Consider the following 19,498-nt stretch of genomic DNA (forward strand, 5'->3'; position numbering starts at 1 on the left):
GGTTTTGTGACGTTTTGAAATAATCCGGTCCCGGTATTACAACCGCCTTTCATTAAGTCGCGTCGCCCCGCCAGAGGCGGCGCATCAAGGTTTCAACCCTCTTGTCCAGGTCCCGATCAAGGCCTGTTCCGGCGTCTGCGACAAGCGATTGTTTACAGCTGTTTTCCGCCCTCTGTACCTGCTCTTAAAAAGGTTTAGGCTCCTGATCCTTTTGGGGAGTTCATCGCCTTAGATACTCCCGCCATCCATGTCGCTATAAGGAAATAGCCATGTTGAAAGCAGCACCCATGGGCAAACTTGCTCGATCCAATGAGCAGAAATCTCTCGGGCCGGACAGGTTTACGCCCAGCACGGTTGCCGTGCGCGAACACCGGACCCGAGAACGCGCGGACCGGATAATCGACCAGTTCGTCGAGCGCTTTACAGAAAAGGATTTTTTTCCTGAAGACGGTGAAGGCGCGCTGTTCTCCTTGCTGGTTCAGTTGCCAGACTGGCCAGCAGACCTGTCCATCAGGATTCACAACGAAAACGATGAAGTACTCGCGGTTTTTCTTAAAGGCAGTGATGAAAGCGTTGTTCAAGACAGCATTGTCCTGACGCAAAATGGCGACGCTTACATCGTCCCGGACAATGTTCAGGTCGCCGATGACGAGCCGTTACTGCGCTGGGTGTTCAGTCAGTTGCCGGCAGGTTCCAGCGTTGGAATGGGGGGTAACTTTCCGGGCAGTGGCAGTGATGCCGGACGAATCGTTACCCTGCGTGAGCAAATAGCGGGGCTGGCAAAAGACCAGAGACCGCTGTTATTCGATGCGCTGGTTGCAGCTGATGAAGGCACCTCAAAGGGCCAACTGGATACCCGCGAACACAATCCTTTCCTGCCTCTTTGGGTTCGTCAGCAGACGCCGCTGTCTCCGGCCCTGAGCGTGCTGTGCGCCTTATGCCCCGAGGTTCCGGCAGGACGTCTCGAAGAGCTGTTGCAGCAGATGCCGCTGACAGAACAGGAAGAGGCCGATTTCCTGAACAATCTTGTTCTGCCGGACGCTTTTGGCGAGGCGATGAACATTTCGCTGGATGAGTGGAGCAACAGTCTGGCTATCGACGGGCTGTCGCGAACGCGAAGCTTCAATTCGTACACGGATGAGCTGGCCCGCAGTATCGTCCGGGAATTACTGGCGGCCGAATCGGGTCGGGACGTGTTGATCTTCGACGCTGGTGCGAGCAATTACGCCCCGGCAGATACTGACGATAACCGTATTATTCTGCTGCACGACAACTACGGAAATTACAGCGCAAAGGACACCGGCAACGGTGAGATAACTTCATTCAAACAGGGCACTGACAGCTTCTATCTGGCAATCAGTTCGCAATTGAAGGCTGACGAGCGGGCATCGCTGGGTATGCAATTCGAGCAGGACGTACAGGGCTTTCGCGACGTTCTGACGCGGCGCGCGATCGAGGAAAATCGCGGCTGGTTCGACCCCGGCAAACCAACCGAAATCGAAAGCGGGTTTCTGCCTGATTGGTTCGCGAACGCGACGGCTGCCGAAAAACAAAGCTGGAAAATGGCGGTGCAGGACTACAGTCAAGCCTTGCTCGAAGCTCAGGCACCTGACCTGCTGGATCCTTCCGGCTACGCACAGCCCGACCAATTGCGCAAATATGCACGGCAAAAGCTGCAGGAACGGATTTTGCTCGACCACGGTATTGCAGTGGATCCTGACCATATCAGCGTGCATACCGTCAGCATCGAGATTGATCCAGGCATTATTATTGATACCGATTACGAATATATCGGCCCTTCAGAAATGGAGCCGCATTATGAAACGCATGAGCGCAGCCTTACAGATCTGTCGCTGGAAAACATTGCACTCACCAATATCAACTTTCTGCTCACCAGCCGCGCGTTTGACGATCAGGGGCAACTGGTCAGTTTCCTCAACGCCGGTTATCTGTTCGGCCTGATTCGTGATCTGAACATTGGCGAAGATTATTCAAGATACCTCCGCACAGTACTGTCCACGTCGGCGGCAGGGCAATGGCACCGTGAGCGTTATGCACGCGTCATGCGCGCGCAAATGCGCCTCGATGTGATAGAGGCGAAGATGGCGGGTGACTTTCTGGGCGATGGTGGGCTTCCTCCCGAGCTGGCGAGCAGGGGCTACAAATGGGTTGCTGCCGTGCTTGATCACCCAACTGACAGTGATGACCGCGCAACGGTAGAGGGGCATCGCATTCAGGTCAGCCAGTTATCCATCAATGACGTGTCATTGAGCGGCGTACTGGTGATCGGCGCAGAGTCGCGCTCGAGCGTCGCCGCTTTTGTGGTTTTCACCCCGCAGGCTCCTGACGGAATATGCTTCCGGGAAATGAGCGATCCGCAGGAGTTTCAGCAGCGGATACTGCTTGAACCGGGTTTGCTGGACTATCTGGTGGGCAGGGCGCCTTTGGCCTCCCGGGACGATGTCAGGCGTATTCTGACCGTCCGCCGTGAAACGCTGTTCATGGAACTGCAGCCCTGCACTGGAAGTTTTCTTGAGGCAGTCTATGACTCTGAAGTCGGGAGGGTGATTTCTGCTGTCGATGAACAGACCAACACCAACTGGGAAACCTATTGGGAAAGTGCTTGGGAAATCACCAAAGTCGTTGGCGACATCGTGCTCACCTTCGCGCCTTTCAAGGTAAGGCTGCCGATTGCAGCATTGCGCAGCTTTTATGCCATCTGGCAGGGCATCGCAAAAGCTGGCGGTGAAGAGCAAGGTGCCCCCTTGTATTTTGTCCAGGCGGCGTTGCTGCTGGCTGAAGGTTTGACGCTGCCCAGAGCACGAAGGGTCCAGACATCGTCGACAACATCAATCGGCCGTTCTGTCCTTGATCCGAAAACAGCAGTGGCAAAAACACCCGGTGGATTGAAACTGCTCGACAGCGGGTTTTACAACGGCGTTTATGAAAAGACTCATGAAGGTGCGCCAAGCCGCTTTTATGCTGTGCAACAAGGTAAGACCTATGCCGTCAGATACGATGCCGATTTCGCAGCATGGAGGGTGATCGATCCCCGGCGGCCAGATGCGCATTATCAATTGCCGATTCAGCTTGATAGGCAAGGGGTCTGGGTACATGCGTCGGCAGGGTTGCGCGGCGGCAACAAACGATTAAAAGGCAGACCATCGAGCGGCTCGGGGAGTGATGGCGATTCCTCGGATAGCAATCGGGTAAAAAGATACAAAGTGGACACCGATGGCTTTTTTGCAAGTAGGCGTTTCAGGCATGCAGAAAATGACCTCCCTAACGATGACCTTGAAGCTGCTGTCAAAAAAGCAGTTGATAGATATGTGCTAGATGGCAATGGCAGTCTGCACAAGTATGGTAAAAGCCAGTTCTCGCTGGACCTTCCCGGTATAGGCAGGGGCACCGGCAGAGGTGCCTGGCGCCTGATACTTGCCCCGGCTGAAAAAGGCGTTATCAAGGCGTTTGACGTCATAGATCCCCACAAATAGCGCAGGCCCGCCCCAGTCTTACGCCGGGCGCGGAGCTGTATTGGCACAGCAAATCGGCACGATAGACAAAAGGCACGGCTCTTGCCGTGCCTTTTGCGTCGCGCTCTGAGAAAATGCCGGCACTTTTATTGCGGATGCCGACATGACTGCCCTGAAGAACGACCGTTTCCTTCGCGCTTTGCTCAAGCAACCCGTAGACGTCACGCCGGTATGGATGATGCGCCAGGCAGGCCGTTACCTGCCTGAATACCGCGCCAGCCGCGCCAGTGCCGGGGACTTCATGAGCTTGTGCAAGAACCCGCAGTTCGCCTGTGAAGTCACGCTGCAGCCACTGGATCGATACCCGCTGGATGCGGCGATTCTGTTCTCCGACATCCTGACCATTCCCGACGCAATGGGCCTGGGCCTGTACTTCGAGACCGGCGAAGGCCCGCGCTTCAAGAAAACCGTCAGCACGCTGGCTGACATCGAAGCACTGCCCATCCCGGATGCACAGAAGGACCTGGGCTATGTGATGGACGCGGTCAGCACCATCCGTCGCGAACTCAACGGCCGTGTGCCGCTGATCGGTTTTGCCGGCAGCCCGTGGACCCTGGCGACCTACATGGTCGAAGGCGGCTCCTCGAAGGACTTCCGCAAATCCAAGGCCATGCTCTACGACAACCCGCAAGCCATGCACCTGCTGCTCGACAAACTGGCGCAGTCAGTCACGGCCTACCTGAATGGCCAGATTCTCGCGGGCGCCCAGGCGGTGCAGATCTTCGACAGCTGGGGCGGTAGCCTGTCTTCGGCGGCGTATCAGGAATTCTCGCTGGCTTACATGCGCAAGATCGTTAACGGCCTGATTCGCGAGCACGATGGGCGCAAGGTGCCGGTCATCGTGTTCACCAAAGGCGGCGGTCTGTGGCTGGAAAGCATCGCCGACATCGGCGCCGATACCTTGGGCCTGGACTGGACCTGCGACATCGGCGAAGCGCGTCAGCGTGTCGGCAGCAAGGTTTCGCTGCAGGGCAACATGGACCCGACCGTGCTTTACGCACGCCCGGAAGCCATCCGCCAGGAAGTCGCACGCATCCTTGCCAGCTACGGCAGCGGCACCGGTCACGTCTTCAACCTCGGCCACGGCATCACCCCTGAAGTCGACCCGGCCAATGCCGGTGCGTTCATCAACGCGGTACACGAGTTGTCGGCGCAGTATCACCAGTAATTGTCCGGCTGACGATGCGTCGATACATCAGGGCGCATCGGCTCTTTTCAGCGCCGACGCTTACGTCGGCGCTTTTCCATCCGTAAAGCCCTCCAGCAGCGAACCGCTGCGCGGCAGGAATCTACCCTGTCGCTCGCCTTGCGGCTTGCCTTCGGCATAGCTCAATCGGCCGTTGACCCAGACGCCGTCAATGCCCTGTGCCGCTCGCTGAGGGTCTTTGAAATCTGCCACATCGCGCACGGTTTGCGGGTTGAACAGCACCAGATCCGCCCAGTAGCCCTCGCGGATAAAGCCGCGCTCGTGCAAGGCAAAGCGCGCTGCCGAAAGCCCGGTCATTTTGTGTACCGCGGTGTGCAACGCAAACAACCCTTTGTCCCGGCTGAAATGCCCGAGCACTCTGGGGAATGCTCCCCATAAGCGCGGATGCGGAAACGGATCTTCCGGAAGGCCATCGGAACCGATCATCGACAGCGGGTGAGACATGATGCGTTCGACGTCGCCCTCATCCATACCGTAGTACACCGCACCCGCAGGCTGCAACTTGCGTGCGGCGTCCAGCAATGACAACCCCCAGTCGGCGGCAATGTCCTGTAAATCCCGGCCGCCCTGATCCGGGTGCGGCGTTGACCAGGTGATGGTGATACGGAATGCGTCGGTGACCTGCTTCAGGTCCAGCGTCGAAGAGCTGGCTGCATAAGGGTAACAATCGCAACCGACCGGATGGTCCTGCGCAGCTTTTTCCAAGGCCGCCAGCAGTTGCGGGCTGCGGCCCCAGTTACCCGCGCCAGCGCATTTCATGTGGGAAATCACCACTGGCGAGCGCGCATGGCGGCCTATGTCGAAGGCCTCCGCCATCGCCTCCAATACCGGCTCGAATTCGCTGCGCAAATGGGTGGTATAGATCGCGCCAAAAGCGCTGAGCTCTTCAGCCAGCTGCTTGACTTCGCTGGTCTCGGCCGAGAAGGCCGAAGCGTAAGCAAGGCCAGTCGACAAACCCAGCGCGCCGGCTTCGAGGCTGTCGCGCAACTGCTCGCGCATCGCGGCGATCTCTTCCGGGCTGGCGCTGCGAAACAAGTCATCCATGTGGTTGCTGCGCAGGGCCGTATGGCCAATCAAAGCGGCCACATTCACGGCGGGCCGGGCGTTATCCACGGCTGCGCGATAGTCGGCGAAGCGCGGATAGACAAACGCTGCCGCGTCGCCCAGCAGGTTCATGGGGTCTGGCGGGTTGCCGAGCAGCGAGACCGGTGACGCGCTGATCCCGCAATTGCCGACGATAACCGTGGTCACGCCCTGGCTGATCTTGGGCAGCATGTCGGGCTTGCGAATCACTACCGTGTCGTCATGGGTGTGGACGTCGATAAAACCTGGGGCCAGCACGCGACCGGCAGCGTTGACCTCTTCCTGCGCAGTGGCATCGATCAGGTTGCCGATGCGCTGGATGCGTCCGTCGCTAATCGCTACATCGGCGCGTACTCCCGGCGTATCGCTGCCATCGATGACCAGCGCATCGCGAATGATCAGGTCGTAAATCATGCTTCAGTCTCCCAGCGGCAGGCCGTCTTCGCCGCCACGGTATTCATCCAGTGCAAGCTTGATCCGACGCAGCCGTTCCTGATTGTCTTCAGGGCTCAGCAGCGCCAGTTCAGTGGCCAGCACATCAATGGTCAGCAGCATGCCGTAGCGCGCGGCGGTGGGTTTATAAATGAAATTGGTCTCAGCAATTTGCAACGGCAACACCACCTCGGCCAGTTGCGCCAGAGGGGAGTCGGGCAAGGTAATGGCCAGCACGCGAGCACCATAGCTCCGCGCCAGAGTTACTGCGTCGAGCAGTTCCGGCGTGCGCCCGCTGAGCGAGCAGACAATCAGGCTGTGTTGCGGACCAAGCGTGGCCGCAATCATGCGCATCATCACCGGGTCGCGGCAGGCCGCCACCGGGTAGCCCAAACGTACCAATCGGGTTTGTAGCTCCTCGCTGCACAGGCTGGAGCAACCGCCCATGCCGAACGCATGAATCATGCGTGCATCGCTGAGGCACGCTACGGCTGCGGCAAAGCGCGACTCATCAAACCCGGCCAGGTGCTGATGCAGAGTGGCTTCTATGTCACCGACAATCCGGGTGAAAAAGGCCGACTGCTCCGGGGCCGGTTCAGGGTTGAGAAATCGGCTGCCCACGCCGCTCGCCTGGGCCAGTTGCAGGCGCAAGTCGCGCAGGTCCCGACAACCGATGCTACGCGCGAAGCGTGACAACGTAGCGCTGCTGACCCCGGCGCGGCTGGCCAGCTCGTCCAGACTGGCACTTGCGGCGAAGGCGATATCGCTGAGCACCAGCCTGGCGATCCGGCCTTCTCCCGCGCTGAGTGAATCCTGACGGGCACGTATCTGGTACAGAATGTCCACTCAGAGCACCTGCGCCAGACCCAGCGTCAAAGCAAAGGCGACGATGGAGATCAGCGTCTCCAGTACCGTCCAGGTCTTGAAGGTTTGCGCTACGGTCATGTTGAAGTATTCCTTGATAAGCCAGAAACCGCCGTCGTTGACGTGGGAAAAGATCACCGAGCCTGCGCCTGTCGCCAGCACCAGCAACTCGGGGTGCGGATAACCCAGGCCCATCGCCACTGGTGCAACGATCCCCGATGCTGTGGTCATTGCTACCGTCGCCGAGCCTGTCGCCACACGCATCAGTGCAGCGAACAGCCAGCCCATCAGCAAGGGCGAGAGGTGAAAGTCCTGCGCCAGACCAACGATCTGGTTGGTGACACCGCTGTCGACCAGAATACGGTTCAAACCGCCACCGGCACCGACCAGCAACGTGATGCTGGCGGTCGGTGCCAGGCACTCATTGGTGAATTTCAGGATCGAGTCGCGATTGAAACCCTGAGCGATGCCCAGCGTCCAGAAACTCAGCAGGGTGGCCAGCAGCAGGGCGATCACCGAGTTGCCGATGAACAGCAAAAAGCCATTGAACGCACTGCCCGGTGTGCTGATCAGGTTGGCCCAGCCACCCAGCAGCATCAGCACCACCGGCAATAGAATGGTCGCCATGGTCAGGCCGAAACTGGGCAGTTTTGCTCTTGGTTCGCGGTCGAGAAACTGCTTCGCCAACGGGTTTTCAGCCGGTAGATGGATATGCGGCACGATGAATTTGGCATATACCGGACCGGCGATGATGGCCGTGGGTATGCCGATCAGAATGGCATAGAACAGGGTTTGCCCTACCGACGCCTGATAAGCCTGAACGGCGAGCATTGCCGCAGGGTGCGGCGGCACCAGTGCGTGCACCACCGACAGACCAGCGACCATCGGCAGGCCGACCATCAGAATCGACACCCCGACACGCCGCGCGACAGTAAAGGCAATCGGCACCAGCAGAACGAAACCCACTTCGAAAAACAGCGGCAAGCCCACCAGAAACGCAATGCAGACCATAGCCCAGTGCGCGTTACGCTCGCCAAAGCGGTCAATCAACGTGCGCGCCACCTGCTCGGCACCACCGGACTCGGCCATCATCTTGCCGAGCATGGTGCCCAGCGCCACGACCAGCGCGATATGCCCCAACGTTTTGCCCACTCCCGCTTCGTAAGAGGCGACCACGCCACTGGCCGGCATCCCGGCAACCAGCGCCAGACCGACCGAAACCAGCGTAATGACGATAAACGGATTGAGACGATAGCGCGCGATCAGCACGATCAAGGCAATGATGGCGACAGCGGCGTAGACCAACAGCGAAATACCGGGTGACGGCGACATAGCGGCGGTTCCTTGCAGAATGGGTAGGCGAGAGCGCAATACCGACGGCTGAAGCCGTCAGCGGGAAGGCGACTCGGGGGTACTCGGCAGGGATGACGGAGGAAAAGGAGTGAAGCAGGTTTCGAGGCGATCACAGGTATTCATTATTTTTATCTCTGTTTTCGTGATGAAAATAAATTACACGAAAATGAAATATAAACAAATATATGAAAATAAATTTCTTGCTCAATGTTGTGAATAACCGATGGGAGGACGCGCAATGCGTCTCCTTAGCCCTGCTTTCCGGACTGACTGCCTCTACGCCAGTAATTGTTCCGCATAACGTGCAATCACATGACCAAAGCTGGTCGGATTGTTGGCAGCTTGCGATCGCAGGCTTTCCAGAAGGTGCCTAAGCTCAGCATCGCTGGCGCTGGATAAGAATTGTTCATCGAACACACCCGTTATGGCCTCCTGACGTCTTTTAGTCAGATACGCGATATCGAGTGCGAGCTTTTCGATCATCGTCGTGGCGGGAATATCTGTGTGGGACGTGCTTTGGATTTTCCCTGTGAGCAAATAACGGAAGCGCTGTTCGCAATCGTCCTCTGTCGGGGAAATGTGCAGGTCCTCATCGAACCAGTTGCCTTTATAGTGGCCGCAGTGCAACGGGTTTCCTGGTGTGGTCTCGCGCAGGCAAGACGCATGAAGATTGCTGTATTCCAGTGCCAATGGCAGATAATGATCCTGCGGTCTGAAATGTTCGATGTGGCTGCTATCAAGCTCTATTTCCCTGCCGCAATAGCAGCATGAGAAGTTCTGCTCTTGCAGCAAGCAATTATGCAAGTCGCGTTTTTGCGGGTTCTGCAGGGTTGGATAGGTGGGCATCCAGTCTTCGTTTGCGCTGGCTTTCCATTCGGTGAATGACGCAGGCTCAGCTCCTTTGATAACGCGTCTCATCGTCCAATGAGCTCCTTGCGTTTGAGCAACGCTTCGGCACCTGCGAACTCGGGCAGATCGGGCGCTTTCTGTTTTAACGCATCAAGCTGCAGCCTGGCTTTTTCAAGTTCGTTGTTTTCCAGTGTGCTGAATAGCTCGTCGAGCAGTGCTTCAATTTCAGGCTCGCGCTGCGGTACACCCATGACTTCTTCCAGAATACTGCTGGAGTCCAGGCCGTAGGTTGCTCTTGGGTGAGAGCCGTCATGGTTATTCAGCAGGATGACCTCGCCCGGTTGCAGGCTGCCGATGACCTGTGGCGAGTGGCTGGCGGCGATGAACTGTACGCTGGGAAATGCTTTTTTCAGCGCTGGAGCAATAGTGCGTTGCCAGCCGGGGTGCAGATGGATGTCTAGTTCGTCGATCACGATGATGCCGTTTGTCTTGCTTAGCACATCCTTCCCCATGTGCGGGTTGAGCAGGCATATACGGCGAGCGATATCGGCGAAGAGTGCGACCATTCCGCGTTGTCCGTCGCTCAGGTCGTTGAACGGGATCGATTTTTCGCCTACATCGACAACCAAGCCTCGAAGCTCCATGTCGTACTCGATCCCCCTGGAATCAGGTAATGCGCACTGGATAGCTGTATTTATCCAGGTCAGCTCGTCGTCGAACACTCCGTTATGGCGTGCCCTTGACATCCTTTGTAAACGCTCCAGTGTTTTTCCTATAAGCCAGTTTTCAAAGCTCTCTAAATTAGAGGCAGCGTCAGACCACCCGGTATAAGCGTTCAGTCTTGACGGCTTGCTTTGCGCTGCATGCTCTGGGGATACCGGCGATGCTAGCCAGCGTCGATTGGCTTTATAGAAGGCGAGCACCGGTAAGTCAGTCGGTAGAGTCGAGTCTAATGTGCGTAGCTTTTCCTGAAGTTTCAGGCTTATGGGCACGTTGTAGCTAGGGATGGGGCTGTTGCGTTCAAATGATACGTCCCAATTCGGGAAGTCAAACGCATCACCTTTAGCTGAAAGTTTCAGGGGGAAATTGCGCTCAAAACGAATTCTGTCCTCAAATCTCACAATGGTGAATCTGGCGTCAGTCTCAGTAATAAGAGAATGATTTGGTGAGTAGCTCGTATCCATCGTTTGTAGAAAATTCCTGAAACAACAAGCCACCCCCTGCAACAACGACGTCTTCCCACTGCCATTAACCCCCACCACCAGATTGAACCCCGGCTGGAAATCAAAATGAGCATCTTCGTAACAACGAAAATTCTGCAGATGGAGGTGGTCGAGGCGCATGTCGGTTTCCTTTACCAGAACTGGCGGATGCGCCAGTGTACCTTGGCTCACTCTATCCGCCATCGCCCTATCTGTGACTAAACCTTCGCCCCCAGCGGCTGCAACCTCGCCAGCCGCAACGCTACCCCGAGGGCAATCAACAGCAACACCCCGATAAACAGCCCGATGCCGTTCCAGCCCGCGTAATGCCAGAACACTCCGCCACCGGTTCCGGCTACGCTTGAGCCCGCGTAATAGCAGAACAGGTAAAGCGAAGCAGCCTGACCTCTGGCCGTTGTGGCTCTGCGTCCCACCCAGCTACTGGCTACCGAATGCGCACCAAAGAAGCCGAAGGTGAATATCAGCACGCCTGCGATAACCAGTGGCAGCGGTGTGAACAGGGTCAGCAGCAGGCCGGCCAGCATCATCACGATCACGGCCCATAGCACCCGTCGGCGGCCAAGACGGTCGGCCAATGAGCCGATCTTTGCCGAACTGTAAATACCCGACAGATACACCACGGAAAACACCCCGACCACGGCCTGGCTCAGGTTGTAGGGGGCGCTCAAAAAGCGGTAGGCGATGTAGTTGAACAGCGTGACGAATGCGCCCATCAGCAGGAACCCGACCAGAAACAGCAGCGGCAACCCGGCGTCTTTGAACTGCACCACAAAGCCGTCCAGCAGGCTGCGAGGGTGCAGTGAGCGGGGTCGGAAGTTGCGCGATTCCGGGAGGATCTTCCAGAACACCATAGCTGCGATCAGGGCCAGCCCACCGACCACCAGCATCGCCGCGCGCCAGCTTACGTAATCGATCATGACCCCGACGATCAGTCGTCCGCTCATCCCGCCGACCGCGCTGCCGCCGATATACAGCCCCATTGCCAGGCCCAGATGCGTGGGGTGGATTTCCTCGCTCAGGTAAGTCATCGCCACTGCCGCCAGACCGCTCAGCGACAGGCCCACCAGTGCCCGTGTGATAAGTACGCCTTCCCAGCTGGGCATCAGCGCGCTGGCGATGGTGAACAGCGATGCACAGAACAGCGCCATGACCATCACCGATTTGCGCCCCAGCCGATCGGATATCGGTCCGGTGATCAGCAGGCCGATGGCGAGCATCGCCGTGGCGACGGACAGAATCAGGCTGCTCTGGGCTGCTGAAAGGGAAAATTCGCCGGACAGCGTCGGCATCATCGGCTGGACGCAATACAGCAGGGTGAACGTCGAGAACCCGCCAGCGAACAGCGCCAGTGCGGTGCGTTTGAAAAGCGGTGTGTTCTTCTCGATGTAAGTGTCGCCAGACGTTTTAGCGGAGGCATTCAGGTCTGTGGTGGATGGGGCGACGGCAGGATTCAAGGTAGACCTCGGAGCACGATTGGGCAGGCAGTGAAAAAATCATATAGCCCGCCAATCATTCCATCCAATATATTGTTCGACCTGTTTGATAGGTAAAACGACTTAATGGAGGCCGCATGGAATTGCGTCATCTGCGTTACTTCATCGCGGTTGCCGAAGAGCTGCATTTCGGTCGTGCAGCCCAGGCGCTGGGTATCTCCCAACCGCCGCTGAGCCAGCAGATCCAGACGCTGGAGCAGGAGCTGGGCACGCGTCTGTTTGACCGCACCAACCGGCGTGTCGAACTGAGTGAATCCGGGAGGCTGTTTCTCGATGAGGCGCGTCTGGTGCTGGCGCAGGTCGATAAAGCCACTGATGTTGCCCGGCGTGCGCAACTGGGTGAAATCGGCGAGCTGAAGATTGGCTTCACGTCGTCGGCACCGTTCACTTCCAGCATTCCGCAGGCGATTTTTGCTTTCCGTCAGGCTTATCCGGATGTGCACCTGACCCTGACCGAAATCACCAGCCAGGAAGTGGCAGCAGGGCTTGAAGACAAGACCATTCAGGTCGGCATCATGCGCCCGTTGGCGTTACCCGATTCGCTGGTGGTGTTTGAGCTGCTGAACGAGCCGCTGGTGGCGATCATGCGTGCCGACCATCCCCTGGCGGCAGAAAGCGAGGACGGGATTTATATGTCGGCACTGGCCGCCGAGCCGTTCGTGTTCTTCCCGCGCACTTATGGCAGCGGCATTTATGCGCAGGTTCTGAGTCTGGCACGCGCCGCGGGTTTCAGCCCGCTGATCACTCAGGAAGCGGGCGAAGTGATGACCATCATCGGCCTGGTCGCAGCTGGACTGGGCGTCACCGTGCTGCCAGCGTCCTACCGCCGAATGCGCATCGATAGCGTGGTCTACCGCAACGTCCTCGACCCCGGCGCGACCAGCGCGGTGTGGCTGGTGCAGCGCAAGGACGAACAGTCACCAATGGCCAAGGCATTTACCGAGCTTTTAACGCGCAATGTCGCACGATAGTTGAGGTTATCGTTCCGCACGCTCCGCGTGGGAATGCCTGTCGTGACGCTCTGCGTCACAAATCTGCGCCGTGCCGCAGACTCAAGACCGGACGCAGATCGTCCAGAACTGCATGCGACGCAGAGCGACGCACGATAGTTGAGGTTATCGTTCCGCACGCTCCGCGTAGGAATGCCTGTCGTGACGCTCTGCGTCACAAATCTGCGCCGTGCCGCATATTCAAGATCGGACGCAGAGCGTCCAGAACTGCATGCGACGCGGAGCGCCGCACGATAGTTGAGGTTATCGTTCCGCACGCTCCGCGTGGGAATGCCTGTCGTGACGCTCTGCGTCACAAATTTGCGCCGCGCCGCATATTCAAGACCGGACGCAGAGCGTCCAGAACGTCATGCGACGCGGAGCGACGTACGAGAGTTGAGACGTGCGTGGTCTCACCCCCAACGCTTGAATATCAATGACGTATTCACCCCGCCAAAGGCAAAGTTGTTGTTCATCACATATTCATTATTCATCCGCCGAGGTTCTCCGACGATGTAGTCCAGTTCGCCGCACTGTGAGTCGATGTCGACCAGGTTCAGCGTGTGGATATAGCGGTCGCTGTTGAGCATTTCGATGCTGAACCATGACTCCAGTGCGCCGCAGGCTCCCAGTGTGTGGCCGAGGAAGCTTTTCTGCGAGCTCAGTGGCATGCGTGAGCCGAACAAGCTGCTCGTGGCAAGGGTTTCGGCGATGTCGCCCTGTTCGGTGGCGGTGCCGTGACCGTTGACGTAACCGATGGCGTCGGGCGACAGGTTGGCATCTTCCAGGGCCAGCTCCATGGCGCGACGCATGGTGGCCTGCTCGGGACGAGTGCTGTGGGCGCCGTCGGCATTGCTGCCGAAGCCGACGATTTCGGCGTAGATGTGTGCGCCACGTGCCTGGGCGTGCTCGAGCTCTTCGAGCACCAGCATGCCGCCGCCTTCACCGATCACCAGACCGTCGCGCCCGCTGTCGTAGGGGCGCGGTGTGGTGTGTGGCGCGTCATTCTTGAGGCTGGTGGCGTACAGCGCGTCGAAGACCATGGCCTCGGTCGGGCACAGCTCTTCGGCCCCGCCCGCCAGCATCAGCGGCAGACGGCCAAACTTGATTGCCTCGTAGGCATAGCCGATGCCCTGACTGCCACTGGTACAGGCGCTGGAGGTCGGAATCAGGCGTCCGGTCAGGCCGAAGAAAATGCTGATGTTGGCGGCGGTGGTGTGCGGCATCATCCGTACGTAGGAGTTGGCGTTCAGGCCCACTGCCACCGAGTTGATCAGCATGTTGCCGAAGGCCTTGATCTCGTCGGTACTGCCGGTCGACGAGCCGCAGGCAGTGCCCATGCGTCCGTCGCGAATGAGCGGATCATTCAGCAGCCCGGCGTCGATCAGCGCTTGCTCCGCAGCAGCCACCGCCAGTCGCGACACGCGGCCCATGCTGCGCAGTTGCTTGCGTGTCCAGTGTGCGGGCACCGCGAAATCGTCGATGGGGCCAGCCAGTCGGGTATTCAGTTCGGCGAAACGGTTCCACTCGTCCATTCTGCGGATGCCGCTGCGATTGGCGGTGAAGCTCGCATCGATTGTCGGCCAGTCGCTGCCCACCGAGGTAATGCCGGACATCCCGGTGACGACCACACGCTTCATCAACACAGCCCTCCGTTGACGGCCAGCACCTGACGGGTGATGTAGCTTGCTTCGGCCGACATCAGGAAATTCACGGCACCCGCCACTTCCTCGGGCGTGCCCATGCGTTGCGCCGGGATCATCTTCATCAGTTCGTCGACTGGCACGTTCTCATCCAGCATTGCGGTGTCGATCAGCCCTGGCGCGACGCAGTTGACGGTGATTTTGCGTTTGCCCAGTTCGATGGCCAGGGCCTTGGCGGCACCGATCAGGCCGGCCTTGGAGGCGCTGTAATTGACCTGGCCACGATTGCCGATAAGGCCGGAAACCGAGGTGATGCAGACAATACGGCCCGCCGCGCGACGGCGAATCATCGGCATGGTCAGCGGGTGCAGCACGTTATAGAAACCGTCCAGGTTGGTACGCAGCACCTGATCCCAGTCATCATCGCTGAGTGCCGGAAAAGCGCCGTCGCGGGTCAGCCCGGCGTTGAGCACCACGCCGTAATAAGCGCCGTGGGTCTCCACATCAGCTTCCAGAATCGCCTTGCAGGCGGCCCGGTCCGAGACATCGAATTGCAGCACGCGCGCCTGACGGCCCAGCGCAACGATTTCGGCCTGTACGGCTTCGGCCTCGCTGCGACCTGTGCGGCAATGCAGGATCAGGTCGTATCCGGCCTGGGCCAGACGCAGGGCGATGGCGCGGCCGATGCCACGGCTGGAGCCGGTGACCAGTATCGATTCAGTCATGCCGGGGCTCCTTCAGCCAGATAGTCAGCAGTGTTGGGCGGGCAATATACATTGAGTCGGGCAAAAGCCTTGATATCCGGTCCGGTCAGGGTGCATTCGAACACGCCCATGCCGCTGTCGTCCTGCAAGGAGCGCACGGCATGGATATGCAGCTCGCTGCCCAGCGGGAAGCGCGTTACGTTGCATTCGAACTTGCGGCTGCCGAGCAGAAACCCCAGCTTGACCGCTTCACCCTTGGTGCGCGCCTGGCAACCGGCATAGGCCGCGACGCTCTGGGCCATCAGCTCTACGCCAAGCCAGGCGGGCAGGCTGCCGTCCGGCTGGTTGAACAGACCATCGGCGCGCACGGTCAGGCGGGTTTTAATCTGCTCTTGGTCAAAACTCAGCACCTGATCGATGAGAATCATGTCGCCAGCATGGGGGATGAGTTCGGCGAGCGGCCACTCGGTCATGGGGCATCTCCGATAATCAGGCTGATGTTGTTGCCACCGAAGGCAAACGAGTTGCTCATCATGTAACGAGCATTTGCAGGTGCCAGGCGCGAACCTGGCAGTGTCCATTGCAGTGCAGGCAATAGCGGGTCAGCTTCGCCATCCCACAAGTGCGGGGGCAGTGCCTGTTCGCTGTTGTCCGGTGCCAGGCTCAACCAGCAAAACGCGACTTCCAGCGCACCCGCCGCGCCCAGCGTGTGGCCGCTGAGCGGCTTTGTCGACGAGCAGGGCACACCGTTCGGGAATACCGCCTGCACGGCCAGGCTTTCCATCGCATCGTTATGCGGCGTAGCGGTGCCATGCAGGTTCAGATAGCCGATCTGTGCGGCATCGAGTCGGGCACTGCCTAACGCTTGCAGCATGGCATCCCGCGCACCCCGCCCGGTAGGTTCGGGGGCCGAGATGTGGTGGGCGTCGCAACTGGCACCCGCGCCCAGCAGGGCAATCGAGTGGCTGTTGGCAGCTTCGCGGGTCATCAGAAACAGCGCTGCCGCCTCGCCGATGTTTATCCCGTTGCGGTGCGTGGAAAACGGATTGCACAGTTGTGGCGACATGGCTTCAAGCGCCGAGAACCCATTGAGGGTCAACCTGCACAGGCTGTCGACTCCGCCGCACAGCACCGCATCGCACAGGCCCATGTCCAGCGCCCGGCGTGCGCTGAGCAGCGCCCGCGCGCTGGACGTGCAGGCTGTGGAAATCACATAGGCCGGGCCGCTCAATTGCAGCCAGCTGGCCAGGAAGTTCGCCGGTGCGCCCAGTTCCTGTTGGCGATAATCGTAATCGTCGGGGAAGGTCTTATCACGCAGCCAGCTTGCCATGCTCTCGCTTGCTTCATCGATACCCGAGGTGCTGGTGCCGACGATCACGCCAATCCGCCCGGCTCCGTAGCGCGCGATAGCCTGACGAATGTCATCTTCGATCTGCAAGGCCGCGGCCAGCAGCAACTGGTTGTTGCGGCTGCGCTGCGATTGCATGGTGGGCGGAATGGGCGGCAATGCGGATTTGACCGCGCCGACCGGCAACGCGCGTTCCGGCACCCAGCCGCTTTCGAACACCATGCCCGAGCTGTCGCCTGCGAACAGTCTGCGCGACACCTCTTCACGGCTGTCGCCCAGCGAGCAGATCAGGCCCAGCGCATTGAGATAGGCAGTCATGGCATGCTCTCGTCGTTCAGCGGTGTAACCCTGTAGCTCAACCCGTCCTTGAGACGGATGGTGTAGGCGTTGGCTGACTGATATTCGACCAGCCAGCGATCATCCAGACGCCGCTGCATGCCCTGGCGGTACGCCGTGGGGTAGCGGCCATGCATTTCCAGATCCGAGGTCATGGCGAACATTATTGCCGCAAACAGCTCGCGTGCTTCGGGGTTGGGGGGAAGCAGACCGTCGGCTTGCCATTGTCCGTTGATCAGCAACTGGCGAGCCTGGGGAATACCCAGCGGGTCCATCATCGACCAGCGCAATCCGCCGTTTTCGCGCTGGATGATCAGTAACCAGTCCTGATGCTGATCGGCCTGGCGACGCTCGATGTGCAGCTGCATCGGCAATTGCATGGTCGGTGCGGTGGTCGGCAGCGGTGCCTGTGCAGCGCAGCCGCCCAGCAGCAGAAAGGCCAGAAATAATACCCGGATCATGATGCGCCACCTTGTAGCGGTTTGCGGGCCACGACATTGACCAGCGTTTCCTCACGTTGCCCGAACGGCCTGGGCTTTTGCAGTTTCAAGACTTCGAGCAGGCCGAAGTCCCTGGCGCGGCTCCACCACAGGTAAGGGTACGAAACATTCGGTGCATCGAACTCGAAACCCTGGTCGCGGATCATCTGCAGATACTGCGCCGCGCTTTTCTGAACGTGCATGGGGTGACGGAACAGCCAGCGAATCACCCAGGTGTCGATGTACGCCTCGGTCGACTCGGCGAACAGCAGGTAGCCGCCTGGCTTGAGTACACGATAAAACTCGGCCAGCGCCTGCTCTTGCTCGACCAGATGATGAAAGGTCTGGTGACAGAACAGCAGATCGACGCTGGCGTCCGGCACTTGCAACGCCGCGCAGTCACTGCCGATCAGCTCGACCTCTATGCCTCTGGCGCGCGCCTCCTGACGGCTCATCTCCAGGCTGTGCAGGTCGGCATCGACACCAATCAGCCTTGAAGGCTGAAAAACCCTGCTCAGGTGCTGAAACGACTTGCCCTGCCCGCAACCGGCGTCGAGCAAAACCGGTGCTGGCGGAAGCGCGCTATCGAACAGGCTGCGCAAGTCGTCTATCGCCACGCGCAGCACGCGGTACTGCCAGATGTTACTGCGCAGAAACCACAGGCCGAAGCGGGTTTCCTCGACATAGCTGTCACTCAGGAACGGTCGATTCATGAGTCACCGTCCGCGCAGATTTCCGAGAGTGTGCGCAAGCGACGTTTAGGCTCGCTGACAAACGGGTTGCGCTCATCCCAGGCATAACCAGCCAGAATCGAGCTGATCATGCGGCGGATGTCCGGAGCGCTGCCGGGGTAGAAAATCACGCTCTGGAACGTACCGTCGTACCAGCCCTCGACATAGGCGCGAAAGGTGTCGACGCCACGTTTCAACGGAACGGCGAACTCGCTTTCCCAGTCCACGCTCTCACCCTGCAATTGTCGATTCAGCACGCCAGCGGCCATGCTCGCCGAACGCATGGCGATGGTCACGCCAGATGAAAACACCGGGTCGAGGAATTCCGCCGCATTGCCCAACAGCGCAAAGCCTTTGCCATGAAGGGTTTTGACGTTGGCCGAGTAACCGCCGATGGTCCTTGCCGGTGTATCCCAGACCGCATTTTTCAGCACGCTGGCCAGTTGCGGTGTTTCATCGATAAAGGCGCGCAGGCAGGCATCCAGGTCCTCGGGCTTGTCGTTGAAGCGCTCGGCCGAGGCCACGACGCCTATCGAACAGCGACCTTCGCTGAACGGGATCGACCAGAACCACACATCGCTGTGCTGCGGATGGATGCTGACCAGGATCTTCTGACGGTCGAAGGGCGGGCTTTCGATATGGTCTTCGATATGGGTAAACACCGCCTGACGCACCGGAAAGCCCGACGGCGCTTCCAGGTCCAGCAGGCGCGGCAGTACGCGGCCATAGCCGCTGGCGTCGAGTACGAAGCTGGCCTGCACGCTGTATTCGCTGCCGTCCTCACGCCTCACACGCAAAACCGGCTGCGGGCCATCGAAGTCGGCGCTGATGATCTCTTCCTGATAGCGGATGTCCACGCCTTGCAGCGCAGCCTGATCGGCGAGCAGTTTGTCGAACTCGCTGCGCTGCACCTGAAAGGTCGTCGGCTTGCCGTTGCTGAAGGTATCGCCAAAATCGAAATCGCTGTACTGCTCGCCGCGCGCAAAGGCAGCACCGTTCTTGAGCTGGAAACCGGCGGCCTGCACGGCGTCGAGCATCCCGGCTTCTTCGACGAAGTCCAGGCAATGGCACAGCAGGCTTTCGCCGATGGAGAAGCGCGGGAACAGCTGGCGCTCGATGATCAGCACGTCATGGCCCTGGCGTTTGAGCAGGGCAGCCGCTATTGAACCGGCCGGGCCGGCACCGATGATGACGACCTGACGAATTTCCCTATCAGTGATGGGCACAGGTA

The 19,498-nt window shown here is 59.1% G+C and carries 16 protein-coding genes; 3 read left to right on the forward strand and 13 right to left on the reverse strand.

Annotated elements, in window-relative coordinates:
* Positions 1 to 269 precede the first annotated feature (269 nt).
* Both RYB09_RS04300 and hemE read left to right on the forward strand, forming a co-directional pair.
* Positions 270 to 3,494 (forward strand): dermonecrotic toxin domain-containing protein, encoded by a 3,225-nt coding sequence (locus RYB09_RS04300; protein WP_316887578.1) that lies wholly within the window; start codon positions 270 to 272, stop codon positions 3,492 to 3,494.
* A 142-nt stretch (positions 3,495 to 3,636) separates the two neighbouring features.
* A complete protein-coding gene (gene hemE, locus RYB09_RS04305; protein WP_004666485.1) occupies positions 3,637 to 4,701 on the forward strand; it encodes a uroporphyrinogen decarboxylase in 1,065 nt (354 codons plus the stop codon).
* A 60-nt stretch (positions 4,702 to 4,761) separates the two neighbouring features.
* Here hemE and RYB09_RS04310 read toward each other — a convergent pair whose 3' ends face one another.
* The 6 genes from RYB09_RS04310 to RYB09_RS04335 form a co-directional block, all read right to left on the reverse strand.
* On the reverse strand, positions 4,762 to 6,237 hold the full coding sequence (locus RYB09_RS04310) for an N-acyl-D-amino-acid deacylase family protein (RefSeq protein ID WP_219170808.1): 1,476 nt from the start codon (positions 6,235 to 6,237) through the stop codon (positions 4,762 to 4,764).
* A gap of 3 nt (positions 6,238 to 6,240) precedes the next feature.
* Positions 6,241 to 7,101 carry a MurR/RpiR family transcriptional regulator gene (locus RYB09_RS04315; protein ID WP_005743109.1) on the reverse strand — a complete coding sequence of 287 codons (861 nt, stop codon included), beginning with the start codon at positions 7,099 to 7,101 and terminating at the stop codon, positions 6,241 to 6,243.
* The gene (locus RYB09_RS04320; protein ID WP_058408260.1) at positions 7,102 to 8,451 is read right to left on the reverse strand and encodes a GntP family permease; all 1,350 of its coding nucleotides are present in this window, start codon (positions 8,449 to 8,451) and stop codon (positions 7,102 to 7,104) included. It abuts the gene before it with no gap.
* Between the two features lie 297 nt (positions 8,452 to 8,748).
* Entirely contained in the window at positions 8,749 to 9,390 is a 642-nt protein-coding gene (locus RYB09_RS04325) for a retron system putative HNH endonuclease (RefSeq protein ID WP_316887579.1), read from the reverse strand.
* The gene (locus RYB09_RS04330) at positions 9,387 to 10,664 is read right to left on the reverse strand and encodes an AAA family ATPase (protein ID WP_316887580.1); all 1,278 of its coding nucleotides are present in this window, start codon (positions 10,662 to 10,664) and stop codon (positions 9,387 to 9,389) included. The genes RYB09_RS04325 and RYB09_RS04330 overlap by 4 nt, the downstream gene beginning before the upstream one ends.
* A 77-nt stretch (positions 10,665 to 10,741) precedes the next feature.
* Positions 10,742 to 11,998: an MFS transporter gene (locus RYB09_RS04335; RefSeq protein WP_219170810.1), complete on the reverse strand. Its 1,257-nt coding sequence runs from the start codon at positions 11,996 to 11,998 to the stop codon at positions 10,742 to 10,744.
* Positions 11,999 to 12,114: 116 nt separating this feature from the next.
* Between RYB09_RS04335 and RYB09_RS04340 the strand changes: the two genes are divergently transcribed.
* A complete protein-coding gene (locus RYB09_RS04340; protein WP_122259088.1) occupies positions 12,115 to 13,008 on the forward strand; it encodes a LysR family transcriptional regulator in 894 nt (297 codons plus the stop codon).
* A 431-nt stretch (positions 13,009 to 13,439) separates the two neighbouring features.
* On the opposite strand, the gene RYB09_RS04345 is transcribed toward RYB09_RS04340, so the two are convergent.
* Genes RYB09_RS04345 through RYB09_RS04375 form a run of 7 tightly spaced genes read right to left on the reverse strand, consistent with a single transcriptional unit; the run spans position 13,440 to position 19,493 of the window.
* Positions 13,440 to 14,666, reverse strand: a complete 1,227-nt coding sequence (locus tag RYB09_RS04345; protein ID WP_122259090.1) for a beta-ketoacyl-ACP synthase — start codon at positions 14,664 to 14,666, stop codon at positions 13,440 to 13,442.
* On the reverse strand, positions 14,666 to 15,394 hold the full coding sequence (fabG, locus tag RYB09_RS04350) for a 3-oxoacyl-ACP reductase FabG (RefSeq protein ID WP_058399814.1): 729 nt from the start codon (positions 15,392 to 15,394) through the stop codon (positions 14,666 to 14,668). Before fabG ends, RYB09_RS04345 begins: the two co-directional genes overlap by 1 nt.
* A complete protein-coding gene (locus RYB09_RS04355) occupies positions 15,391 to 15,846 on the reverse strand; it encodes a hotdog family protein (protein ID WP_058407757.1) in 456 nt (151 codons plus the stop codon). Before RYB09_RS04355 ends, fabG begins: the two co-directional genes overlap by 4 nt.
* A complete protein-coding gene (locus RYB09_RS04360; protein WP_122259091.1) occupies positions 15,843 to 17,039 on the reverse strand; it encodes a beta-ketoacyl-[acyl-carrier-protein] synthase family protein in 1,197 nt (398 codons plus the stop codon). The genes RYB09_RS04355 and RYB09_RS04360 overlap by 4 nt, the downstream gene beginning before the upstream one ends.
* A complete protein-coding gene (locus tag RYB09_RS04365) occupies positions 17,036 to 17,518 on the reverse strand; it encodes a hypothetical protein (protein ID WP_057403621.1) in 483 nt (160 codons plus the stop codon). The genes RYB09_RS04360 and RYB09_RS04365 overlap by 4 nt, the downstream gene beginning before the upstream one ends.
* Positions 17,515 to 18,249 (reverse strand): class I SAM-dependent methyltransferase, encoded by a 735-nt coding sequence (locus RYB09_RS04370; RefSeq protein WP_219170813.1) that lies wholly within the window; start codon positions 18,247 to 18,249, stop codon positions 17,515 to 17,517. The genes RYB09_RS04365 and RYB09_RS04370 overlap by 4 nt, the downstream gene beginning before the upstream one ends.
* The gene (locus RYB09_RS04375; RefSeq protein WP_316887581.1) at positions 18,246 to 19,493 is read right to left on the reverse strand and encodes an NAD(P)/FAD-dependent oxidoreductase; all 1,248 of its coding nucleotides are present in this window, start codon (positions 19,491 to 19,493) and stop codon (positions 18,246 to 18,248) included. The genes RYB09_RS04370 and RYB09_RS04375 overlap by 4 nt, the downstream gene beginning before the upstream one ends.
* Positions 19,494 to 19,498: the final 5 nt, after the last annotated feature.

The sequence above is a fragment of the Pseudomonas syringae group sp. J254-4 genome, assembly GCF_032586855.1.
Lineage (GTDB): Bacteria > Pseudomonadota > Gammaproteobacteria > Pseudomonadales > Pseudomonadaceae > Aquipseudomonas > Aquipseudomonas amygdali.